The 21284-nt window shown below is 34.6% G+C and carries 18 protein-coding genes; 4 read left to right on the forward strand and 14 right to left on the reverse strand.

Annotated features, from left to right (window positions below; translation table 11 throughout):
• Window positions 1-184 precede the first annotated feature (184 nt).
• Window positions 185-685 (reverse strand): hypothetical protein, encoded by a 501-nt coding sequence (locus QSV08_RS14580; protein ID WP_324024307.1) that lies wholly within the window; start codon window positions 683-685, stop codon window positions 185-187.
• 63 nt (window positions 686-748) lie between these two features.
• Between QSV08_RS14580 and QSV08_RS14585 the strand changes: the two genes are divergently transcribed.
• Both QSV08_RS14585 and QSV08_RS14590 read left to right on the forward strand, forming a co-directional pair.
• On the forward strand, window positions 749-1690 hold the full coding sequence (locus tag QSV08_RS14585; protein WP_324024309.1) for an NAD-dependent epimerase/dehydratase family protein: 942 nt from the start codon (window positions 749-751) through the stop codon (window positions 1688-1690).
• Between the two features lie 106 nt (window positions 1691-1796).
• The gene (locus tag QSV08_RS14590) at window positions 1797-2219 is read left to right on the forward strand and encodes a hypothetical protein (RefSeq protein WP_324024311.1); all 423 of its coding nucleotides are present in this window, start codon (window positions 1797-1799) and stop codon (window positions 2217-2219) included.
• 108 nt (window positions 2220-2327) lie between these two features.
• On the opposite strand, the gene rimK is transcribed toward QSV08_RS14590, so the two are convergent.
• The 6 genes from rimK to QSV08_RS14620 all read right to left on the reverse strand — a co-directional run bounded on the left by rimK (window position 2328) and on the right by QSV08_RS14620 (window position 9120).
• Window positions 2328-3698: a 30S ribosomal protein S6--L-glutamate ligase gene (rimK, locus tag QSV08_RS14595; protein WP_324024313.1), complete on the reverse strand. Its 1371-nt coding sequence runs from the start codon at window positions 3696-3698 to the stop codon at window positions 2328-2330.
• 44 nt (window positions 3699-3742) lie between these two features.
• Complete coding sequence (locus tag QSV08_RS14600) at window positions 3743-5269, reverse strand: bifunctional GNAT family N-acetyltransferase/carbon-nitrogen hydrolase family protein (RefSeq protein WP_324024315.1); 1527 nt, start codon at window positions 5267-5269, stop codon at window positions 3743-3745.
• A 116-nt stretch (window positions 5270-5385) separates the two neighbouring features.
• Entirely contained in the window at window positions 5386-5709 is a 324-nt protein-coding gene (locus QSV08_RS14605) for a hypothetical protein (RefSeq protein WP_324024317.1), read from the reverse strand.
• Window positions 5710-5711: 2 nt separating this feature from the next.
• Window positions 5712-6689: a deoxyhypusine synthase family protein gene (locus QSV08_RS14610; protein WP_324024319.1), complete on the reverse strand. Its 978-nt coding sequence runs from the start codon at window positions 6687-6689 to the stop codon at window positions 5712-5714.
• Window positions 6676-7614, reverse strand: a complete 939-nt coding sequence (speB, locus tag QSV08_RS14615; protein WP_324024321.1) for an agmatinase — start codon at window positions 7612-7614, stop codon at window positions 6676-6678. Before speB ends, QSV08_RS14610 begins: the two co-directional genes overlap by 14 nt.
• Window positions 7615-7707: 93 nt before the next feature.
• The gene (locus QSV08_RS14620) at window positions 7708-9120 is read right to left on the reverse strand and encodes an arginine decarboxylase (RefSeq protein ID WP_324024323.1); all 1413 of its coding nucleotides are present in this window, start codon (window positions 9118-9120) and stop codon (window positions 7708-7710) included.
• A gap of 483 nt (window positions 9121-9603) precedes the next feature.
• Here QSV08_RS14620 and QSV08_RS14625 point away from each other — a divergent pair, with 483 nt between their 5' ends.
• On the forward strand, window positions 9604-10353 hold the full coding sequence (locus QSV08_RS14625; RefSeq protein ID WP_324024325.1) for a hypothetical protein: 750 nt from the start codon (window positions 9604-9606) through the stop codon (window positions 10351-10353).
• A 238-nt stretch (window positions 10354-10591) separates the two neighbouring features.
• Here the strand turns inward: QSV08_RS14625 and QSV08_RS14630 are convergent, their stop codons facing one another.
• Window positions 10592-11164: a RidA family protein gene (locus tag QSV08_RS14630; RefSeq protein WP_324024327.1), complete on the reverse strand. Its 573-nt coding sequence runs from the start codon at window positions 11162-11164 to the stop codon at window positions 10592-10594.
• A gap of 238 nt (window positions 11165-11402) precedes the next feature.
• Here QSV08_RS14630 and QSV08_RS14635 point away from each other — a divergent pair, with 238 nt between their 5' ends.
• A complete protein-coding gene (locus tag QSV08_RS14635) occupies window positions 11403-12647 on the forward strand; it encodes an MFS transporter (protein ID WP_324024329.1) in 1245 nt (414 codons plus the stop codon).
• Window positions 12648-12721: 74 nt separating this feature from the next.
• Here the strand turns inward: QSV08_RS14635 and scpA are convergent, their stop codons facing one another.
• The 6 genes from scpA to QSV08_RS14665 form a co-directional block, all read right to left on the reverse strand.
• Window positions 12722-14884, reverse strand: coding sequence for a methylmalonyl-CoA mutase (gene scpA / locus QSV08_RS14640; protein ID WP_324024331.1), 2163 nt, complete (start codon window positions 14882-14884; stop codon window positions 12722-12724).
• The gene (locus QSV08_RS14645; protein WP_324024333.1) at window positions 14877-16250 is read right to left on the reverse strand and encodes a methylmalonyl-CoA mutase subunit beta; all 1374 of its coding nucleotides are present in this window, start codon (window positions 16248-16250) and stop codon (window positions 14877-14879) included. Before QSV08_RS14645 ends, scpA begins: the two co-directional genes overlap by 8 nt.
• 106 nt (window positions 16251-16356) lie before the next feature.
• Window positions 16357-17163 (reverse strand): DUF6503 family protein, encoded by an 807-nt coding sequence (locus tag QSV08_RS14650; RefSeq protein ID WP_324024335.1) that lies wholly within the window; start codon window positions 17161-17163, stop codon window positions 16357-16359.
• A gap of 294 nt (window positions 17164-17457) precedes the next feature.
• Window positions 17458-17613, reverse strand: a complete 156-nt coding sequence (locus tag QSV08_RS14655) for a YqaE/Pmp3 family membrane protein (RefSeq protein ID WP_133671524.1) — start codon at window positions 17611-17613, stop codon at window positions 17458-17460.
• 105 nt (window positions 17614-17718) lie between these two features.
• Window positions 17719-18135, reverse strand: a complete 417-nt coding sequence (locus tag QSV08_RS14660) for a response regulator (RefSeq protein WP_324024337.1) — start codon at window positions 18133-18135, stop codon at window positions 17719-17721.
• Between the two features lie 11 nt (window positions 18136-18146).
• Window positions 18147-21248, reverse strand: coding sequence for a PAS domain-containing sensor histidine kinase (locus tag QSV08_RS14665; RefSeq protein ID WP_324024339.1), 3102 nt, complete (start codon window positions 21246-21248; stop codon window positions 18147-18149).
• Between the last annotated feature and the right edge of the window lie 36 nt (window positions 21249-21284).

Raw genomic sequence — 21284 nt, forward strand, 5'->3', positions numbered from 1 at the left:
ATTGAAATAAAAAAGGCGAATCTTACAGATTCGCCTTTTTTGTTGATTTATTTTTAAGCGCTTTTAAGAGCAAATCAGTTGGTACAGTTATTAATAATAAACAGTATACCGCTTTCTAATCCCCTTCAAAATTTCTATCATTCAGAAACCTTCATTTGTGCATTAAGCAGCTTATCGAACTAGATTAATTGTCTTTATTTTTAAGTAATTCATCTGGCAAGGTATTATTGACTACTACATTAAATTGGTTTCTTAAATCGTTATAAGCAGTAATCATTTGTTTCATAGATTCCTTCGGATTTTGCATATACTCCAAATCACCCTTAGTTTTTAAGACATAGGTTTTAAATAATTTCTGTCTGCCTTTTATCTGCGGAATGTTGAATTTTTCTGGATACTCGCCATCTTCCATTAGTTTTTGATTCTCTACTAACTCATCTACCACAAACTGAAAATCTTCAATATTTTCAGAAGTATAAATTTTATCAAAACTCTTTTCTAAGGTATTATACTCTAGCCAGTCTTTTAAGATATTCTGTGCTTTAGCATCGACTCGAATTTTAGTAGACAGGCTATCTGTTGTTTCTTCCCAACGAGTTTCTCGAATAGTAGTATTCTCTTGTGCAGCATCTTTACAAGAAGTAACTAGTGTAACGATTAATAAAAAAAAGATAATTTTGGACATAAGCGAATGTACAAATTTTAAGAAAAGGTATCTTTATCTCAAATTCATTTAACGCAAATTTTAATGTCAAAATACATATTGATTATTGGGGCCTGTGGTCAAATAGGAACAGAACTAACCTTAACCCTAAGAGAAAAACACGGTAACGAACATGTTATCGCCAGCGATATTAGAGAAGGTAACGATGAATTAATGCAATCTGGACCTTTTGAAATTTTAGATGCAACTAATTACGATGCCTTAGAAGAGGTAATCGCCTATTACGATATCTCTGAGGTCTACCTAATGGCGGCGATGTTGAGTGCTACAGCAGAAAAATTCCCCATGCGTGCATGGAACCTAAATATGAATACGCTTTTCAATGTATTGAATTTAGCAAAAGACAAAAAAATAGAAAAGATTTTCTGGCCATCGAGTATTGCTGTTTTCGGTCCGAATACTCCCAAAGAAGATACTCCTCAAAACACCATTATGGAACCTAGTACCGTATATGGCATAAGCAAGCAAAGCGGAGAACGCTGGTGCGAATACTATTTTAATAAGTTTAATGTGGATGTAAGAAGCATTCGTTACCCGGGACTTATTAGTTGGAAGACCATGCCAGGTGGCGGAACAACAGATTATGCCGTAGAAATCTACCACAAAGCTCTTACGGAAGGCTCTTATACTTGTTTTCTAGAAGCGGACACTAAATTACCTATGATGTTCATGGACGATGCCATACGTGCCACTTTACAGATAATGGAAGCACCAAAAGAGAACATTAAAGAACGTTCTGCCTATAATTTGGCGGCAATGAGTTTTACGCCCAAAGAAATGGCAGAAAACATTAAGGTCGTGCTACCTAAATTTAAAATAGCCTGCAAACCAGATTTTAGACAAGAAATCGCAAATTCATGGCCATGCAGTATTGATGATACTACAGCACAAAACGACTGGGGCTGGAAAGCTGAATTCGACCTTCAAAAAACGACGCAAGTAATGTTAGAAAATATAAAGGAGTAGTTAAAAACGGAACATTAGCTCGTTTTTGGCATTCTTGTTTTTCGATTTTATACTTTATAGTATAAATTACCGTTATTCACAGGAAACCAACCTAAAATTTAAAATTATGATTTACGGACTTACATTAATTATTCTTGGAATATTAGCAGTGCCTTCATTGCTTTTATCAAAAAAACCAAATGCAAAAGAGCTATTAGACAAAATAACACCTTATCAAGGTTGGATCGGACTAATTTTCTGTATCTGGGGTATCTGGGGTATCATTAGCGCAGTATTAAACCTTGGTATGCTTGGTAGTTTTCCAATTTGGTGGATTACTTGGATTGCTGTTAGTATTGTTACTGCAGTATTAGGCTTCTTATTAGGTTATGGCATGATTCAAGAAATGCTTTTATCTAAAAATGCAGAAGCGATGAAAAAAGGAGAAGAGCTAAAAGCCAAACTTGCACCATTACAAGGCAAATTTGGAATAGCAGCTATTGGTCTTGGTATTTGGGCTATTATATCGAGTTTAATGTTTATGGGATAATCCTATAAATTATGCCCGAACCACTTTCAAGGTTCAACTAATAAAATTAAAAGAGGTTACCTTTTCAGGTAACCTCTTTTTTGTATTTACAATTCTTAAAATTAGAACTTAGTTGATAAACTTCAATCGCTTTTCAATTGCCATAATCATAGCATTGGCGATGTCTTTACCTGTAGCATTTTCTATACCTTCTAAACCTGGCGATGAGTTTACTTCCAACAATAATGGTCCTTTATTAGAACGTATAATATCTACACCCGCAACAGCAAGGTTCAATACTTTGGCTGCTTTTAAAGCTAGCTTCTTCTCGTCTGCAGTAATTTTAATAATAGAAGCAATACCACCTTGGTGAATATTAGCCCTAAATTCTCCTTTTTGAGCTTGGCGTTGCATACTAGCCACTACTCTGCCGTTTACCACGAAACAACGAATATCCTGCCCGTTTGCTTCTTTAATAAACTCTTGTACCAAAATATTGGTGTTTACACTCTTAAAGGCATTAATAACACTTTCTGCAGCCTTATTTGTTTCTGCAAGAACAACACCTTTACCTTGTGTGCTTTCTAGAAGCTTAATAATTAACGGAGCACCATTAACCATTTTGATCAAATCTTTGGTATCCATCGGTGATTTTGCAAATCCTGTAATAGGAATATGAATATCATTATTAGAAAACAACTGAGAAGCGAACAGCTTATCTCTAGACTGCGTAATTGCTTCAGATGAGTTTTGACAATACACACCCAAGTTATTAAATTGACGGATTAATGCACAACCGTAAAAAGTAACTGAAGGTTTAATACGTGGAATAACCGCATCATAATCTTTAAGAATAATACCACCACGATATCTAATTTCAGGAGAATGCGCATCAAGCTTCATATAGGCCTGTTCTACATTTAAGAAATGTATTTCATGCCCTCTAGCCTCGGCAGCTTCCATGATTCTTTTATTACTGTACAAATTAGGATTACTTGCTAAAAGTGCAATCTTCAGTCCCGTTTTTTCTTTAAAATAAGGAGCGTATAATTTGTTTACATCACTATCTTCAAATGAATGCAATTGATAATTTACAGCAGGGTTTACAATAAAACGTTCATTTAAAGCTTCTCTACCTAATAGCATACGAAACTCCATCGTATCTCTATTTGCCAAAGTAACCTCTATTTCAAAAGTATCATCACCCATAGTAACTGGTGTTTTGATGACCAAACGCTCTTCAGATATACCCGATGAACTTTTTACCATACGGCGAGCTACTAGTTTTGCTTCGCATTCAATAGCAATACTGCGGTTTTCTTGTAGCGGACTCACCTCAAATTTCACCCATTCTTGACCACCTTTTGATACCATTTTAATATTGGTAGCTTGTATGGAAGATGTTTTAGCACCTGAATCTACTCTTGCTTTAATCGCAGGTATACCCAAATCATTAAACACACACCACTCTTCACTACCTATAATCTGTAAATTATCCAATTTTATTGTTTTTTTTAGCTCCTGTTATAATGACGGAGTTTTTATTATTTCTTTTTTAACTCAAATAAATCTGTTCTTCTATCTTTTAAATTGCGTACCGCGCCAAATTGATTAAGCTCTCGCAATAAGTCTATATCCACATCTGCGATTAAAATCATTTCTGTATTTGGGGTAGCTTCTGCCTTAATACCATTGGTTGGAAAAGAGAAATCACACGGTGTAAAAACCATCGACTGGGCAAATTGAATATCCATATTCTCAACATTTGGCAAGTTACCTACACTACCAGCAATGGCTACATAACATTCATTTTCGATTGCACGAGCCTGAGCACAATGGCGTACTCTAGAATATCCATTTTGTGTATCGGTCAAGAAAGGTACGAACAAAATATCCATACCATCATCCGCTAATAACCTACTTAATTCAGGAAATTCAGAATCATAACAAATCAAAACCCCTATTTTACCACAATCAGTATCAAAAGTCTTTAACTGCGTACCACCTTGCATTCCCCAAACCTTTGCTTCATCTGGAGTCACATGCAATTTTTCATAGCGCTCCATACTACCATCGCGCCTGCATAAATAACCTACATTATAAAGGCGCCCATCTATCATTTCAGGCATACTGCCAGAAATAATGTTGATGTTATAAGAAATGGAAAATTCAGAAAATTTCTGAACTATGGCTTGAGTATGTTTAGCCAGCTCTCTTATAGCATCGGCTGTAGACATATGATTGTTACCTGCCATTAAGGGAGCATTAAAAAATTCTGGAAATAGCGCAAAATCGGACCTATAACCAGAAACAGAATCTATAAAAAATTCCGCTTGTTGTAAAAGTTCCTCTAAGTCTTTATAAGGGCGCATTTGCCATTGAATCAACCCTAAACGAACAATTGATTTTTTGGTAGCCGCCTTTTTATTAGGTTTTTGATAATAGATATTATCCCACTCCATAAGAATAGCAAAGTCTTGAGAAGCTTTATCACCATCTAAATACCCTTTCATTACTTTAGCAGGATGAAAGTCGTTACTGATTTGAAAACTCAGTACCGGGTCATGAATTTCTTTACGACGAACCTTAGCAATATATTCTTTTGGCGAAAGTTCTGCGGCATGTGAATGATAGTTAGGCATACGACCACCAAATACGATACTCTTTAAGTTCAACTTCTCGCAAAGTTCTTTTCTGTAATCATACAAACGACGCCCTAAACGTAAACCTCTAAAACTTGGTTTTATAAAAACTTCTATACCATAAAGCACATCGCCTTCATCATTATGCGTATCGAAACTGTACTTACCGGTAATTTGTTCGTAGGTATGGGTATCATCAAAAGAATCATAGTCAACAATTATAGACAACGCTACGCCAGCTATTTGCCCATTAATTTTGATAACTACCTGACCCTCTGGAAATTTATCGATTAAAGATTTTATATGTTCCTCTTTCCAATATGAACCAGGCATGTTGGCATAAGCAGAAATCATAGCTGTTTTTAGCTCTTGATAATCATCAAGATCTAAAAACTTTAATTCGATATTTTCAATTTCGTCAATTTTCATTTATCTGTTGTAAGCACAACGATATTTAGTTTAATTTTTATGTGTGATTTATTTATCCGACCTACTAGAAGCAAGCCGGAATTTAAATATGCAATCTTAGTAGTGTATTAGAAGAATTAATCTTCGTCTGTACCATCGACCATATCTTCAGGATCTGGCTCAACTACTGCTGTTGGATCATCATCATCGAAATCTTCATAATCATCCACATCATAATTTTCCATTGTATACTCAAGCTTGGCACTGATTTTTACCAAATATTTGGTGTCTTCAGTTAAAACCTCAACTGCTTCGATACGTTCTCCTTGTCCATTTCTGAAAGAGATGATATTACGATCATCATACCCATCTGGATATCTGTCTACCAAAAGTTTAAGAACCTCTGGCGTCAATTTTTTAAAGTCCACAATGACTCTGTTTAAATGTGCGTTCTTGTCCATAATTACATGTCTAATAGGTAAGCAAAAATTAAAGGTGCAACAATTGTCGCATCACTCTCAATTATAAATTTAGGCGTATTAATATCTAATTTACCCCAGGTTATTTTCTCGTTAGGCACTGCACCCGAGTAAGAACCATAACTAGTTGTACTATCACTTATTTGGCAGAAATAGCTCCAGAAAGGAGTGTCTGTACGTTCCATATCTTGATATAACATCGGTACTACACAAATAGGGAAATCACCTGCGATACCACCACCAATTTGGAAGAATCCGATTCCGTCTTGTGAATTTTCAGTATACCAATCTGCCAAGAAGGTCATGTACTCGATACCAGATTTCATAGTACTAGCTTTCAACTCACCTTTCATTACATATGAAGCAAAAATGTTACCCATAGTACTATCTTCCCAACCTGGGCAAATGATAGGTAGGTTCTTTTCTGCAGCAGCATACATCCACGAATCTTTAAGGTCAATTTCGTAATACTCTTCAAGCACTCCAGAAAGTAACATTTTGTACATGAACTCATGTGGTAGAAAACGCTCTCCTTTATCATCGGCATCTTTCCAAATTTTGAAAATATGCTCTTGTAATCTTCTAAATGCTTCTTCTTCAGGAATACAAGTATCTGTTACTCTATTCAACCCTTTCTCTAACAGATCCCACTCGTCTTGCGGAGTCAAATCTCTGTAATTAGGCACACGTTTGTAATGAGAATGTGCTACCAAGTTCATGATATCTTCCTCTAGGTTTGCGCCTGTACAAGATATGATCTGCACTTTATCTTGACGAATAACCTCTGCAAATATTTTACCTATTTCAGCTGTAGACATAGCACCAGCTAATGACACCAACATTTTGGCACCATTCTCTAATTGCTCTTCATAACCTTTTGCAGCATCAACTAAAGCAGCGGCATTGAAATGTAAATAGTATTTTTCTATAAAATTGGTGATAGCACCTTTATTCTTCGTCATCTTCAAATTTTGAATTAGTGTTAGCTTTATAATCTATGTCAAAAGTATTATCATACTCTTGTTCAAAATCTTGCCCTGCAAATTTATAGCTGAGCATTTTGTAATATAATTTTGCCGCCAAAAAATCTGACGATTTATCATTTTTATTTGGGCATAGTTCAACAATATCGAAACCTACCACATTCTTTTCTTCAAAAACCTGCTTTAAGAATTCCATTGTTTCGTACCAAAGCAATCCGCCTGGTTCTGGAGTACCTGTAGAAGGCATAATAGAAGGGTCAAAAGCATCTAGATCAAACGTTATAAATACGTTTTCTGTCATAGCTTCAACCACCTTATCTGTCCAATATTCATCATTGACCATATCATGTGCGAAGAACGTTTTCTCTTCGTCCATTACCGTCTTTTCAATAACATCCATAGAACGAATACCTACTTGAACTAAATTGGTAGTCTGGCTTGCCTCATATACAGCACAAGCATGGTTATACTTGGTACCTTCATACGATTCTCTTAAATCGGCATGTGCATCTATTTGCAATACCGTTAAGTTATCGAAACATTCATTAAAGGCACGTATAGAGCCAATTGAAATTGAATGTTCACCTCCAAAAAGGGTTACAAACTTGTTACGTTTAATAAAGTCTTTAGTAACAGCATGAACTTCGTTAACCACAGCCTCTGCCGAACTGTTCTCAGTTATAGGCTCGGTTAAGTGTATACCTTGTTTATAAACCTCAGAATCGGTTTCAATGTCATACAATTCCATGTTTTCAGAAGCTTCTAAAAAAGCTTCCGGACCTTTGTCCGCTCCTTTACCCCAAGTACTGGTTCCGTCATAAGGAACAGGTATCAAGATAATTTTCGATTTCTCAAGTTGTGCGAATTCATCGGAAATTCCGGCATAATTCTTAGATGTACTCATGATATTTTAGCTATTATTAAATGGTTTTTTAATACTATTTTCAATTCTATATACGTATTTCTATAACTATCGGTCGTTGTAACCGAACTATTTTTATTCATCTTCAGCGGTAACATCATACCCTAAGATATCTAGTAAGTCCTCTGCCTTTTGCTGTGCCCGAAATTGCTTGTAAGTGAAGTTGCCATTTTCATCTTTATCAATCAATATATGCTTTGGTTGCGGAATTAAGCAGTGCTGTAAACCGCCATACCCACCAATAGATTCTTGATATGCACCTGTATTAAAAAAGCCGATATACAATGGTTTCTCTCTCTTATATTTTGGCAAATAGATAGCATTCGTGTTTTGCTCGCTATTATAGTAATCATCACTATCACAAGTCAATCCGCCTAACAATACACGCTCATACTCATCGTTCCAACGGTTAATTGGTAACATGATAAATCGTTTGTTGATTGCCCAAGTATCTGGTAATGTAGTTATGAAAGATGAATCGATCATATTCCATTTTTCACGATCATTTTGCTGCTTCTGGTATAAAATCTCATAAATAGCACCACCACTTTCACCTACGGTGAAACTACCAAATTCAGTAAAAATATGAGGAACGGGAACATCTGCTTCTGAACACGTAATATTGATCTGATTTAAAATCTCGTTGATCATGTATTGGTAATCGTACTCGAAAGCCAATGAGTTTTTAATTGGGAAACCGCCACCAATGTTCAAGCTATCTAATGAAGGGCATATCTTCTTTAATCGAACATATACTTTTAAACATTTTACAAGCTCGTTCCAGTAATACGCATTGTCACGAATACCAGTATTGATAAAAAAGTGAAGCATCTTTAGCTCTACCTTATCATTATCTTTTATTTGGTTTTCGTAAAACGGAACAATGTTCTTGTACCCAATACCTAAACGAGAAGTATAGAACTCGAATTTTGGCTCTTCTTCTGATGCTATACGAATACCTACTTTAAAAGTATCATTGATAGCATCTGATAATAAATCTATTTCTTCGTAATTATCAATAATAGGCACACAGTTTTGGTGTCCGTTATTGATTAAACGAGCAATATTTTCAATGTATTTTTCGCGTTTGAATCCGTTACAGATTACATACGTTTGATCGGTTAATTTACCGTCTTTCTTAAGTTTTTCTATAATATTGATATCAAAAGCAGAAGAGGTTTCCATATGAATCTCGTTCTTAAGCGCCTCGTGCATTACATGTTGAAAATGCGAACTTTTAGTACAATAACAATAATGGTATTTACCTTTATAGTTATTCTTCTCTATTGCATTTGCAAACCAATTTTTGGCTCTCAGAATATTCTCAGAAATCTTCGGTAAATAGGTAAACTTTAATGGGCTACCGAATTGTTCGACCACCTCGTTTAACGGTATACCGTGAAACTGTAAGTGCTCGCCATTTAAATTAAACTCTTCTTGTGGAAAATAATAAGTTTGATCAATAAGATCAATGTATTTGGTATTCATGAAATTGAATATTATATAATGATGAAATATGATTATGATAAATATAGTAACTAACCTAAAGACTTAAAGTTAAGAAAACGTAACTTTAATAGGCAAGAAATCACACTAGAATTTGCTTCTGAGTAGTAGGTATAAAAAAGTAATCATGCTGACTTTGCATAATTGCAGAAAATGTGTTGGAAGTTTGCTTAATTAATCGGCAACCTATCTGATAAGCCATTTGTGGGAAATACTTCCAATTTCCCTCAAACCCGAACATAGAATAACGATACATAATGTTCAGCTAAAAGCTTGAAATTTCTACTACACAAAGTAGTGTATTAGAACAGGACAAATGAAATCAAAAAAAATGAAAAAACAATGTTTTTTATTTTTTTTACGACCAGCGACAATTTTTTAAATATTTTTATAAAATGAACTAATAATACAATTGTAACTACCTTATTTTTAATACTTTAAAATACATCGTTAAAAATTTATAAAATGAAAAAAATACAATCAAAAAGTATATACATGTCTCTTCTTTTGTTCTTGACCATCAATTTGACAATTTATGGTCAAATTCCACCCGGAATTTATGCAGATACTGTCGAAAATAATGGCACAAAAACAGTACATCAAGTAAAGATAAATGATAACTATTTTATTTATAATGAATATGAAATTGAACCCGCAAATTTTATAAAAACTGTGGGCGGATTTATTCAAATTGAAAACACGGCATCAAACACCCTTTTAGTGGTTCTTTTAGAATTTAATTCTGACTTCGAAAATGATGTGGTAAGGCAACTTTCTATTCCCATTGAAATGGATGGCGAGAAGCTTAAAATAAATTGGTTTCAACAACTAAGTTTAGCACCTATATTTCCTGCAACTCAAGATCTGGACGGTGCTTGGCTATTTGCAACCAGAGGACCAGATACCGGTCAAGAAAGAAGAGGAGAAGAAAATACCAGAAAAACCTTAAAACTTTTGATGGACAATACCTTTCAGTGGATAGCATACGATACAGAATCCTTTAAATTTTCAGGCACTGGCGGCGGAACTTACACTGCTGAAAACGGAATCTACAAAGAAGAAATAGAGTTCTTCTCTAAAGATAATTCTAGAGTCGGTGCACAATTAGAATTCAATTATAAACTTAAAGGAGATGATTGGCACCATACAGGAAAAAATAGCAAAGGCGAACCTATGTATGAAATTTGGAGCAAAAGAATAGTGATGGGGTTATAACTCAAACGATACCATTCATCGAAAATACCAAAAGGAGGCTGTTACCCTGTTATACTTTTTATAGTTTAGCTGAAATTTCCTACTTATGTCTAACTACATTAATCTTTTCGGATTTTTCGCGATTTGTCTAATTGTTGCCTTTTTGGTGGTATTTATTTTTAGCGAGAATAAGAATTAGATCAGTAAGATCTATTCTATTTAAATACATTAGTCATTACTAAATGACAACATAAAAAATTTACTCATAAACCTCAACGACCATTTCAACCTCAACAGCCATATTACCAGGTAGAGACCCCATACCAACTGCCGCTCGTGCATGTTTTCCTTTATCCCCAAAAACGGCAACCATTAAATCTGAATAACCATTAATGACTTTCGAGTGGTCTTTAAAATCTGGTAAGGCATTAACCATACCATGTACACTAACAATTCTTTTCACTTTATTTAGATCACCAAGTTCAGCTTTTAAAACCGACAACTGATTAATACCGACCTCGCGAGCAGCTTGATAACCTTGTTCAATAGTTAAACTATCGCCTAGTTTACCAATAATATTTTCACCATTAGCCTGTTTTGGACCTTTACCCGCTAAAAACATAAGATTATCTGTTCTTACCGCATGTACATAATTTGCAACCGGTATACCTTGATCACGCAATACAATCCCTAAACTATCTAAAACAGCTTCTGGGTTATAATTAGTGTCTACATTAGCACTCGCGGTATCATTTTCTGTCTTAGCTGGCTTGTTTACATCGCCACAACTCAGAACAAAAGCGGCTAAAAGCATTAAAACACAATATTTCATAGTTTTTAAATTAAAGGTGGTTATTAAGACTACAAGGTACCTAATACTTCATTATCAACACAATACCTCTAAAATCGAAATATATCGCATTGCATAAAAAACACCAAAAATTGTATAAACACTATTTTTTGTGCTTTCTGTCGCACTTAAGGTATCATTTTACTAAAAAAGCACTGTTATTATTTCATTTTTATTAGTTTAGCAAATTATGCAAAACAACAACTAAATCAATTTAAATATGGACAGTTCTAACTCAACTTCTAAAGTAAATGCGAATAGGCTCTTTTATGCCAGCTGTTTCGCATTAATTACCACGGCATTCTCTTTTGCCATTGCGGCAGGTATATTAGACCAATTAAAAACTGAATTAGAATTAAGCGCTAGTCAAGCGGGACTAATAACCTCTATGTGGTTTTTAGGTTTCCCAATTGCAATGGTAATCGGTGGCTTAATTTATCATAAAGTAGGTGGCAAAGTAATTATGCAGTTTGCATTTTTTGCGCATGCAGTTGGTATTTTGCTTTTGATTTTTTCTGGAAGTTATATGGGACTTTTAGTAGCTAACCTATTAATAGGTCTTGGTAACGGGTGTACCGAAGCTGCTTGTAACCCTATGATTGCCGATGCTTATAAAGGTAATAGAATGAGTACGATGCTAAACAGGTTTCACATGTGGTTTCCTGGTGGTATTGCTGTAGGTAGCTTGCTATCTGGATTCATGACAGATTTCGGTATCATTGGTCAAAGCCAAGTATGGTTGTTACTAATACCAGCTGTTATTTATGCATTTTTATTTTATGGTCAAACTTGGCCTAAAGCAAAAGTGGAAGAAGCTGCTACCATTAGCGGAAACTTAAAAGGAATGTTTACTCCCCTATTCTTGTTTATAGGAATATGTATGGCACTGACTGCAATTTCTGAATTTGGACCAAACCAATGGGTAGGTCTTATTCTTTCTAAAAGTGGTGCTGAGCCAACTTTAATTTTAGCATTGACTGCAGGGTTAATGGCTGTAGCACGTTTCTTTGGAGGAAGCATGGTTGCTAAATTTAACCAAACGGGAGTTCTATTAGGGTCTGCGGTTTTAGCGACTTTAGGTATCTATTTATTTAGCACACAAACAGGAGCTATGGCTTATGTTGCCGCTGTAATATTTGCACTTGGTGTTGCTTACTTCTGGCCAAACATGATTGGTTTAGCTGCAACAAAAACACCTAAAACAGGTGCATTAGGTATGTCTATCATTGGAGCTATAGGTATGTTCTCATCTTCTATCTTTCAACCGATTATTGGTGGTTGGATCGATGCTGATAGAGCTGCTGCAGAAGCACAAGGATTTACAGGTGATGAATTAGAGTTGATTTCAGGTCAAGAAACCTTAGGTACTATGGTACTATTCCCTGCTATTTTAATAGTTCTATTTACCATTCTATACTTCTGGCTAAAGAATAAAGAAAGTAACGTAGAGGTTGCCGCTGCGTAACCACTACAATTGACATAAAAAAATGCCGAACAATTGAATTGTTCGGCATTTTTTATTCGATTTAATGTCAGTGTTTACTCCAAAAGCAATTCTAACAATTGTATAGCTGCATCACTAATTTTAGTACCTGGTCCAAATACGGCAGTAGCGCCAGCTTCCTTTAGAAAATCATAATCTTGTTTTGGAATTACCCCACCAACAATAACCATAATATCTTCACGACCATAGCTTTTAAGTTCTTTAACCACTTCTGGCACCAAAGTTTTATGTCCGCCAGCGAGCGATGAAATTCCTAATATATGCACATCATTTTCGACTGCCTGCTTAGCAGTTTCTTTCGGAGTTTGAAAAAGCGGACCTATATCTACATCGAATCCTAGATCGGCATATCCTGTAGCCACAACTTTTGCTCCACGGTCATGACCATCTTGTCCCATTTTGGCTACCATAATACGTGGTCTACGACCGTCTTTTTCCGCAAATTGATCAGCTAGCTCTTGAGCCTTCTTAAAACTTGAATCATCTTTTATTTCTCTTGAATACACGCCTGTAAATGAATTTATAATTGCCTTATGTCTGCCAAATACCTCTTCTAAAGCACTACTTATTTCACCTAAAGTTGCTCTTTCCCTTGCGGCATCTACTGCTAAAGCTAATAAATTTTCTTGCGAATCACCATCTTCAAACTTACTTTTAGCCGCTATGGTCAGTGCCTTCAACTTTTCATGAACTACAGCTGTATTTCTACTTTTCTTTATTTCATCTAATCGCTGCAGTTGCTGTCTACGAACTTCTTTATTATCAACCTCTAAAATTTGAAGTTCATCTTCTTCGGTCAATTGATATTTATTAACACCTACAATTACATCTTGCTGACTATCTATTCGTGCCTGTTTTCTAGCGGCAGCTTCTTCAATTCTAGTTTTAGGTATACCAGTTTCAATCGCCTTGGTCATACCACCAAGACTCTCAACTTCTTCCATAAGCTCCCAAGCCTTATGCACCAACTCATCCGTAAGTTTCTCTACATAATAACTACCAGCCCATGGATCTACAATCTTGGTAATATTCGTTTCTTGTTGCAGATATATCTGAGTTTCTCTTGCAATACGCGCAGAGAAATCTGTAGGCAACGCTATTGCCTCATCTAAAGCATTTGTATGTAAGCTTTGCGTACCACCAAAAACGGCTGCAGAAGCTTCTATAGTCGTTCTTGCTACATTATTAAATGGATCTTGCTCGGTAAGGCTCCAACCACTAGTTTGACAATGCGTTCTAAGCATTAACGATTTTTCGTTCTTCGGATTGAATTCTTTCACCACTTTCGCCCAAAGCATTCTTGCTGCCCGCATTTTGGCTATCTCCATAAAGTGATTCATCCCTATTCCCCAGAAAAAGGAAAGTCGTGGTGCAAAATCATCAATCTGTAATCCTGCTTTTATTCCAGTTCTTATATATTCTAATCCGTCAGAAAGCGTATATGCCAATTCTAAATGAGCCGGAGCACCCGCTTCGTGCATGTGATAACCAGAAATACTAATGCTATTAAACTTAGGCATGTATTTACTGGTATACTCAAATATATCTGCCACTAATTGCATAGATGGTTTCGGCGGATAGATATAGGTGTTACGCACCATAAATTCTTTAAGAATATCGTTCTGTATCGTACCCGCTAACTTATCTAAGGAAACACCTTGTTCCTCAGCAGCCACGATATAAAATGCCATTATTGGCAATACCGCCCCGTTCATGGTCATAGAAACCGACATTTCGTTTAGGGGAATACCATCGAAGAGTACTTTCATATCTTCAACGCTATCTATAGCCACACCTGCTTTACCCACATCGCCCACTACGCGTTCATGATCACTATCGTAACCTCTGTGGGTCGGTAAATCAAAGGCGACCGATAATCCCTTTTGACCTGCCTTTAAATTTTTTCTATAAAACTCATTACTTTCTTTAGCCGTTGAAAATCCAGCGTATTGTCTAATCGTCCATGGGCGTAAAACATACATGGTCGAATAGGGTCCGCGTAAAAATGGTGGTATACCTGCAGCAAAATTTAAATGCTCAATATCGGCTATATCTTCTTTAGCATATTTCTTTTTTAATGAAATTGTTTCTGCCGTAGTAAATGTTGATTCTTCTATTTCTGAGACAACATTCTTCTGATTATTACCTTGAACTCGAGAATCATTCAATTGAATATGTTGCAAATCTTTTCTACTCATGTGACAAACGGTTTTGCTCTAGTTCTTCTGCCAATCGTTTTTCGATAATCGGAGTAATCAATGTTTTTCGAGGGTTCTTTTTTACGAACGGATACAATTCTATTTCTTGTGCCATTTTATCATTCTCATTCTGAAATGCATTAGAACCAACCAAAACTGTTTTCTTAGTATTGAATTTCTCTTGTTGCTTTTGAGCACTATCAGCAATTCTATTCTGAATTGTATGATTTTTTAGCTGTTTTAAGAATCCGCCATCCTTTTCAATTGTCTTAAACAAAATCAACGCTTTCTCAGCTAATTGCGTACTTATTGTTTCAATATAATAACTGCCTTCTGCAGGGTTTTCTACCTTATCAAAATAGCTTTCTTCTTTCAGTAAAATAAGCTGATTAAAAGCTATACGTTCTGCAAAATCATTATCTTTTTTATATTCAGAATTGTAATTTAAATTAAATACAGCATCAGACCCACCTAGCACGGCCGACATACACTCGGTAGTAGTTCTAAGCAAGTTTACATTATAATCGTAAATGGTTTTATTTCGTCTAGAAGGTTGTGTAATAATATGACATGGAATAGAAATATCATATGCTTGTGCAAGAACACTCCAAAGATTACGCAACGCTTTTATCTTAGAAATTTCAAAGAAATAATTACCACCTACAGCTATCTTAAAATCTATACTTTTAAGTTTAGAGAGATTTCCGCGCTCTTGTAAAATATTTAAATATTCATTGGCATGAGATAAAGCATCTGCCAATTGTTGCACCATGTCTGCACCAGCATTTTGGTAAAGAGAAACATCTACACTCAATAAATTATCAATATTAAGTGTCGCTAAATCATTAACTAGATTAATATCTGAAGGCATAGATTCATACCAATTTCCAGATCTCGCCAAATTACCAATAGGATCAACTTGAAAATGTATCTTATTAGCATCGGTAACCTTATCTAGAGTTTGAGTAATGTAATCTTTAGACAAAAATTGCATATCAAAATAAACATTGATAGCATTTAGATCAATATTGTTCAAAACAACTGAAGTATCTACTGCACCGGTCGGTATAACAAAACGAATAGCTTCTGCCCCTTTTGCTATATATTTCAGTGCTTTTTCATTAGCCATTATAGCATTACCTGCGTAGATAACCTGACCAATATTCCAAGAAGTTATATTTGAAGAACCAACTGTTATGTGCTCTAAATCTTCGGCATGGTAAAAAGGTTTTACCTTAATACCTTCAGGAGAATTCCATACCACTTCTTCATTATAATCTTTCCCCTTTAAATCATATTGAATTTTCTGTTTCCATTCTTTTTCAGAAACGGGATTGAAATTTTCGAATAAGGTCTTACCCTTCATACAAGACGGAGTTTAATTAAAAAACAAGTTTGCTTAATGTGCATTGAAAATGTATCAAACGCAGTCTTTCAAAGATACGATAAGTAAATTGTGTTCTAAATAGGGCCTACTCTATACCTTCCGCATTAAGATTACGAACATCTTCTGTTTCTATTCTAGACAACTCTTTCAACTCTTCTTTTTCGAAAAGAGCTGGAAGCTCTTTTAGTGGAGTACCAACAGGAGCTTCCCAATTAATATAATCTTGAAAACGAATACCGTCGATAGTTCTTGGGTTATATGCACTTCTAAAACGTACACCCCCATTATTAGTACTATAACTGTACGCTAGATAATTTATATAGTTTGATTTTTTATTTACCCAATACATAAAAATATCATCGTGGTCTTTACCACCACCCTCTTTACCGAAAGTGACCCTTATAACATCATAATCTTCACCTTTAATAACGGTTTCACCAACATCTTTTTTATGTACTGCCTTATCGTTTAGTTTATGTGGTAATGTAGCAAAATAGATAACCGAGTTTAAGGCATTACTATGTATTGAAATATCCTTTTCAGAGAGGTCGACTATTTTGTCATTAATAGTTCTACTAAATGAACCATTTTTAAAATTATCTTCAATTCTATTGCCTAGACTATCTTTAAAATTAACACGATAAGCAGAACCGCCAGCATTATTAAACATGTATAATTTATCTCTAAATACAAATTCATAATTGGCACTATCATAGCGACCTCCGCCATGTGCTTTAATAGTATTTTGCACTATTGTCGCTGCGCTTTCCTTATCTAATTCTTGCGTAGATTGTTCACTTTCCCCTTCACTATTATTACGTTTATCAACATCTTTACAACCAACAATCGATAAAAAAATAACTCCGAAAACAATACTTAAAAACTTATTCATATTATAAATAATAAAATTAAAAATGAATGATAAATATCTATTGAACACTTAATGATTTGAAAAATAATAGTCGAATGAGATAGTTATACCTAACGCGCCAAAGTTATTATATAAAAGAACGGCTTAGCAGTTCGGTTATCATAATTAATGTTAATAAGAAACTAATTTTCAAATATAGAAAGTTAGCAATAAAAAGAAACCGCACTAAGCATCATCTTGTGATAATGGTTAGTACGGTTTACCTGTCTCACCTATATTAATATAAGCAAGACTATATGCGATATGCGATAAGCGTTATTCTTGATTTACAACAAAAGCATGAATTACACCTGGCAGCCATGCTAACATGGTTAATAGTATACTAATTAACAATGTTGTACCAATACCATGCTTTAGAAAAACAGCTAATGGTGGTAATAATATATTTAAAATTATAGTGAGTAATGACATATTTTTAATTTTTAGGTTCACCCAAAAATACTAGAGTTAAGCCGTTTAGCTTAACTCCATTAAATAGTATAATGACCTAAAAACAATAACACACCTCTTAATAATTTAATCTTTCCGTTCTTCTAATAAGTCTTCAATAATAGTTTTCAACCTATTTAAACTAATTGGTTTTACGATATAATCTGAAATTGCACTAATTTTCTTTGCTCTTTCGATATCTACAGGATCTAATGAAGACGATACCATATAAATAGTAATCTTTTTACCTACTCTAGGCTTAATTTTTATGTATTCTTCCATGAACTGAAATCCGTCCATAATTGGCATATCAATATCCAAGAAAATAACATCTGGAAAAACAGAATCTTGATCAAGATTATCAAGCATAAAATCAATAGCCTCTTCACCATCAGAAAACGCCATGATTTCCATAGGCAATTTCGTCGATTCTAGTGCTTTTACCATTGTAAAACGGTAAATAGAATCATCATCAACAATACATGTTTTTAAAACATTATTCATAGTAAGCTTCATTAAAAAATTATTGTAAAAGTTGTGCCAACATTGACTTCACTTGTGGCGGTAATTGTACCACCCATAGCCTCAACTTGAGTTTTTGTTAAAAATAAACCAACACCTTTTGCATCTGGGTGTCTGTGAAAGACTTTGTTAAGTCCGAATAACTTATGACCATGTCTTTCAAGATCAATTCCCAAGCCGTTGTCTTTAAATGTAATGATATTTCTACCATTCTTAACTCTAGATTTTACTATTATTTCTGGCGTTCTGTCCTTTGCCCTGTATTTTATAGCATTTCCAATTAAATTCAGGAAAATACTATCCATATATATTCTATTGTAGGTTATAGTTGGCACTTCTGTAAAATCTCCTTTTATAACAGCTCTAGAAGTTAGTATTGAACCACTTAATGTTTGGGTCGTATCTTCAAAAATATCATTTAAATCTACACTTTCCAATTCTTCTTGAGTATCGCTGATTTTGGTTTTTAATGCCTCTATCAATGTATTCAATGTTAAAGTAAGACGATCTATTACGGTATCGAATTTACTGAATATATCTAGGCGTTCTTCATCATCATCTGTTAGCTTATAAATCTCCATTAACGAGTTTAAATTCGCTACAGGAGCTCTTAAATTATGTGAAGTTATATGTGTAAAATCTGCCAGTTGCTTGTTCTGATACGAAAGTTTTTCCGCAACAACTTCTAATTCTTCTTTAGCATCAATCAATCTCTGTTCAGCTTTTTTCGATTCGGTTACATCTTGGCAAGTACCAATCATTTCTACAATTTCATCCTTTTCATTAGTAAAAACTTTTCCTAAAAGCAGAATTGTTTTAACCTTACCCGAAGTGGTAATAATACGATGTGTGAATCTTTCCCACTTTTTATCCTTCTCTACCTTCTCAAAATGATTGTTAACAATTTCGATATCTTCTGGATGAACAAACCTATAATACGAGTTAAAATTAAGTTCAATTATGGCTTCGTCAAGTTCTAGAATTTTATAAAAATTTTGTGACCATTCAACTTTATCGGCTACCGTATCCCATTTCCAATTGGACATCATTGAAATCTGTTCGGCAAAATTTAAAAGCTGATTTTTTTTCAGCAATTCATTCTCAGCAGCCTTTATTTCAGAAATGTCCTTTGAAATTGCTATATATCCTTCATTATCTTTGTCGCTATTTTTAATAGTCGTTAATGTAGAGAGTACAGAAACTGGCGTACCATCTTTTTTGTAATAGGTCCATTCACGGGTGTCGTTTAAACCATCTTCGGATATATTTTTATAATAATCATATGTAGATGGGTCTTTACCTCTCAGAACTGCAATATCATTTCTGAACTTTACGATTTCGTCATTGTCAACATATTTTCGAGGTTTTTCTATTCCAACCATTTCAGCCGCAGAATAGCCCAATAACGACTCCGCACCATGATTGAAACGATTTATGATACCATCTTTATCTGTTGTTACAATTAAAATGGAATCTGAATTAAATATAGCCTGCAATTCAGAATTGGCTTTTTGCAAATTACGTTCCACCATTCTAATTTCGGTAACATCTTGGCATGTGCCAAACATTTCGACCATGTCGCCTTTTTCGTTCGTGGTAACCTTACCAACTAAGTGAATGGTCTTTATGACACCATTACCAGCTATAATTTTGTGACTAAAGCTGTAGAACGTACCATCTTTAGCTGATTTATCAAAGTACTCGGTAACCAAATCTTTATCTTGAGGATGTACAAAACTAAAATAGGTGTCAAATTTTAAATCAACTACATTTTCTTCGAGCTCAAAAATTGTATAAAGATTCTGAGACCATTGTACTTTATCTAAAACAGAATTCCATTGCCAATGCCCCATTAAACTAATATGCTCGGCTAAAGTTAAGAGGTCGTTTTTTCTACGCAATTCATCTTTTACTTCTTTAATTTTCGAAATATCGGTTGCTACTGCAATAAAACCTTCATTTTCACCTTTCTTGTTATTAACTGCTGTTAAAGTCGATAATACCGGGAACGTAGTGCCATTCTTTCTTTTATAGGTCCATTGTCTAGTATCATTAACATTCTCGTTTCTATAATTAAAGTTTATATCAGCAGCATTTTTACCAAATTCTTTTATCATATCTTGTTTAAACTGCTCTAATTCTTCTGAGAGCAGATAAACTTCTGGCTTTTTCAAACCAATCATTTCTGCGGCAGTATACCCTAACAATTTTTCAGCACCACTATTAAAACGATTAATGATTCCGTTTTTATCAGTGGTAATTATAGCGGTAGATTTAGAATTAAAAATTGCCTCAAGTTCTGAATGTGCCTTATTAAGACTTTGTTCGGTAAGCTTAATACTACTTACATCTTGTAAAATACCATAAAATCTTGTTGGCACTCCAGATATACTTTCTACTTTACCTAAAATTTTCGCCCAGATAGTATTCCCTTTTGCAGTAAGCATTTCTACATCCATATCTACAGCAGAACCATAATCAATTGCATTTTGAATTGCAATTTTAGCAGCTTGTTTATCTTCATCATATTTAAAAAATTCTAATGCACCATCTACTGTTGGTCTATAATCATCTGTAACTTCATAGATTTTATAAGCCATCTTACTCCATAAAAGTTCTTGAGTAGAAAGGTTTATCTCCCAAGTTGATATACGTGCAATTTCGCTGGTATCATTTAAAATAGATTCAACACGTTTTTTCTCAAGTTCCTTTTCTTTTTGCTCTGTTATATCACCAGTATGCATTAAGAGTCCGCCAACTTCACCACTTGAATTATACCACGGGCGAACATCCCAATAAATCCATTGAATAGAACCATCTGCACGTGTGAATGGTGCTTCATCGCAAATATCGATTGCTCCATTAAGACATTCTTGATTTTTAGTTTTCCAATCATCCCCTATTTCTGGAAAAATATCATAATGTGACCTTCCTACAATATCCTCATCCTCAAAAACGAAATCTTTTATCCATCGTTTTGAAACTGCCAAATACACCATGTTAGTGTCTAACATAGCAATTGCTGTTGGCGTTTGTTCAATAAAAATTTGGTGGTGCTTTTCTAGAAGCTCGGTATTCTTAGGGTATTGACTCAATCTATTAATTTTAACAAGTATTTAAGTTAAAAATAG

This window comes from Maribacter sp. BPC-D8 (genome assembly GCF_035207705.1).
Lineage (GTDB): Bacteria > Bacteroidota > Bacteroidia > Flavobacteriales > Flavobacteriaceae > Maribacter.

Excerpts from the sequence above, each read along its gene's own strand:
- QSV08_RS14655 (WP_133671524.1), bottom strand. The coding sequence starts at position 17,613 with ATGTCATTACTCACTATAATTTTAAATATATTATTACCACCATTAGCT.
- QSV08_RS14600 (WP_324024315.1), bottom strand. The coding sequence starts at position 5,269 with ATGAAAATTGACGAAATTGAAAATATCGAATTAAAGTTTTTAGATCTT.
- QSV08_RS14590 (WP_324024311.1), top strand. The coding sequence starts at position 1,797 with ATGATTTACGGACTTACATTAATTATTCTTGGAATATTAGCAGTGCCT.
- speB (WP_324024321.1), bottom strand. The coding sequence starts at position 7,614 with ATGAGTACATCTAAGAATTATGCCGGAATTTCCGATGAATTCGCACAA.
- QSV08_RS14605 (WP_324024317.1), bottom strand. The coding sequence starts at position 5,709 with ATGGACAAGAACGCACATTTAAACAGAGTCATTGTGGACTTTAAAAAA.
- QSV08_RS14635 (WP_324024329.1), top strand. The coding sequence starts at position 11,403 with ATGGACAGTTCTAACTCAACTTCTAAAGTAAATGCGAATAGGCTCTTT.
- QSV08_RS14650 (WP_324024335.1), bottom strand. The coding sequence starts at position 17,163 with ATGAATAAGTTTTTAAGTATTGTTTTCGGAGTTATTTTTTTATCGATT.
- QSV08_RS14585 (WP_324024309.1), top strand. The coding sequence starts at position 749 with ATGTCAAAATACATATTGATTATTGGGGCCTGTGGTCAAATAGGAACA.
- QSV08_RS14645 (WP_324024333.1), bottom strand. The coding sequence starts at position 16,250 with ATGAAGGGTAAGACCTTATTCGAAAATTTCAATCCCGTTTCTGAAAAA.
- QSV08_RS14620 (WP_324024323.1), bottom strand. The coding sequence starts at position 9,120 with ATGAATACCAAATACATTGATCTTATTGATCAAACTTATTATTTTCCA.
- QSV08_RS14580 (WP_324024307.1), bottom strand. The coding sequence starts at position 685 with ATGTCCAAAATTATCTTTTTTTTATTAATCGTTACACTAGTTACTTCT.
- QSV08_RS14660 (WP_324024337.1), bottom strand. The coding sequence starts at position 18,135 with ATGAATAATGTTTTAAAAACATGTATTGTTGATGATGATTCTATTTAC.
- scpA (WP_324024331.1), bottom strand. The coding sequence starts at position 14,884 with ATGAGTAGAAAAGATTTGCAACATATTCAATTGAATGATTCTCGAGTT.
- QSV08_RS14630 (WP_324024327.1), bottom strand. The coding sequence starts at position 11,164 with ATGAAATATTGTGTTTTAATGCTTTTAGCCGCTTTTGTTCTGAGTTGT.
- QSV08_RS14625 (WP_324024325.1), top strand. The coding sequence starts at position 9,604 with ATGAAAAAAATACAATCAAAAAGTATATACATGTCTCTTCTTTTGTTC.
- QSV08_RS14610 (WP_324024319.1), bottom strand. The coding sequence starts at position 6,689 with ATGACGAAGAATAAAGGTGCTATCACCAATTTTATAGAAAAATACTAT.